This is a genomic window from Tychonema sp. LEGE 07196, assembly GCF_963890365.1.
Classification (GTDB): Bacteria; Cyanobacteriota; Cyanobacteriia; order Cyanobacteriales; family Microcoleaceae; genus Microcoleus.
The window spans coordinates 1-1,426 of record NZ_CAWPRX010000138.1 but is presented as its reverse complement, the minus strand read 5'-3'; the positions used below and the strand labels follow the sequence as shown (position 1 = coordinate 1,426).

The 1,426-nt window shown below is 45.6% G+C and carries 2 protein-coding genes; both read right to left on the bottom strand.

Annotation, left to right across the window (positions count from 1 at the left end; translation table 11 throughout):
- Positions 1 to 384: 384 nt before the first annotated feature.
- On the bottom strand, positions 385 to 1,008 hold the full coding sequence (locus tag AACV78_RS15915; RefSeq protein ID WP_194013153.1) for a DedA family protein: 624 nt from the start codon (positions 1,006 to 1,008) through the stop codon (positions 385 to 387).
- Between the two features lie 212 nt (positions 1,009 to 1,220).
- Positions 1,221 to 1,364: a hypothetical protein gene (locus tag AACV78_RS15910; RefSeq protein ID WP_194013152.1), complete on the bottom strand. Its 144-nt coding sequence runs from the start codon at positions 1,362 to 1,364 to the stop codon at positions 1,221 to 1,223.
- Between the last annotated feature and the right edge of the window lie 62 nt (positions 1,365 to 1,426).

Here is a 1,426-nt window from a genome sequence, read left to right as displayed (position 1 = left end):
AACCCCCCCTTATTAAGGGGGGGCTAAGAGTTCATCTATAGCACAATACGGTTTACTTAAGACGATCCCCCCTAACCCCCCTTAAAAAGGGGGGAACAAGAATCCCCTCAAAGTCAACCCCTACTCCCCTTCTTAAGGGGGATGCGAGGGGGATCTCCGGGGCATAAATATGTTAAGTAAACCGTATTGATCCATAGCACATCTTTAGAAAAATGGTATTAGGTGTTAAAAACCGGGTTTTTTGCAAGAATTCGGCGCTGTACCCAGAGTTGTAAAAAATCCGGTTTCTGAGAGTCTTAGCAATACAAAAAATCAGGACAAAACAACGTTGTTTTGTCATGATTTTGGCGGTATCGGAGTTGATGGCACAACAATGTTGCGTCTCTACTTAGTCTTGTCCAAAGTCCGTGACTCTAACCAAATAGGAATTACAATCCAAGCAACTGCTAACAGCAAAGCAAATACAGCAAATTGAGCCGCCCAAGCTACCAACTTTTCTAAAGACACTACTTGTCCTAGGAAATATGACAAACTTACCATGACAGATGCCCAGCTTGCTGCACCCAGAATATTGAACAGCGAAAATTTCCAAAAAGGCATTTCGGCGATGCCCGCTAGGGGGCTGGCAAAAATCCGCAGCAGTGCGATGAAACGGCCTAAAAATACGGCTTTAGCTGCATTTTTGCTAAACTGTTCTTTTAGGTCAAACAGTTTTTCTTCCCGAAAGCGGAAAAATTGTCCTAGCTTCAGCAGCAGCGGCCAGCCGCCGTATCTGCCGATCGCATATCCGAAATTTCCACCGAGAGTCGCACCGGCGATCGCGCTTCCGAGCACAAACCAGTAATTGAGTTCTCCGCTGCCGGCTAAAAACCCGCCAGCAATTGTAATTGTCTCGCCTGGAAGAGGAACTCCCAGATTTTCCAGCAAAATTCCCAGAAATACAGCCCAGTAGCCGTAATCTCGCGCAAATTCCTGAATAGTCTCTAACGATAAAAACTCAAAAGACATTTCGATACTGCCTTCGTAAACTTTTGCAAAGCTCAATACTTTTATATATTGGCTCGATTCCGCCAATAGTGCAATCTTTCGTTGTGATGAAGAACACACAAAACTCGCGATCGGCAGCCCAACAAAAAACTCGCCTTTAGGGCATTATAGATTAATCAGGATTGTTGTGGTTGCCGGATGCCGATCGCCAGCCAGTTTTCCTCATAAATTTATCACAGTCGGGCGATCGTCCAATCCTCAACTTTCGCAGCAGGAGTCGGGTCCTCTAACTGTACTCCGCTGAGTGCCGGAAGGAATGCGCGCGAGGCCTGACTGCCGAGCAAATCTTTGATTCCTGTTGCAATATTAGTTTTCACCAGATACGATAACACCAGAGTTTGTGAAAATAATGTCCCAAGTCATCACCGCCAAGCTAAAA

Bases quoted from the DNA above. Each gene is read 5' to 3' on its own strand.
- AACV78_RS15915 (WP_194013153.1), bottom strand. From the start codon at position 1,008: ATGTCTTTTGAGTTTTTATCGTTAGAGACTATTCAGGAATTTGCGCGA.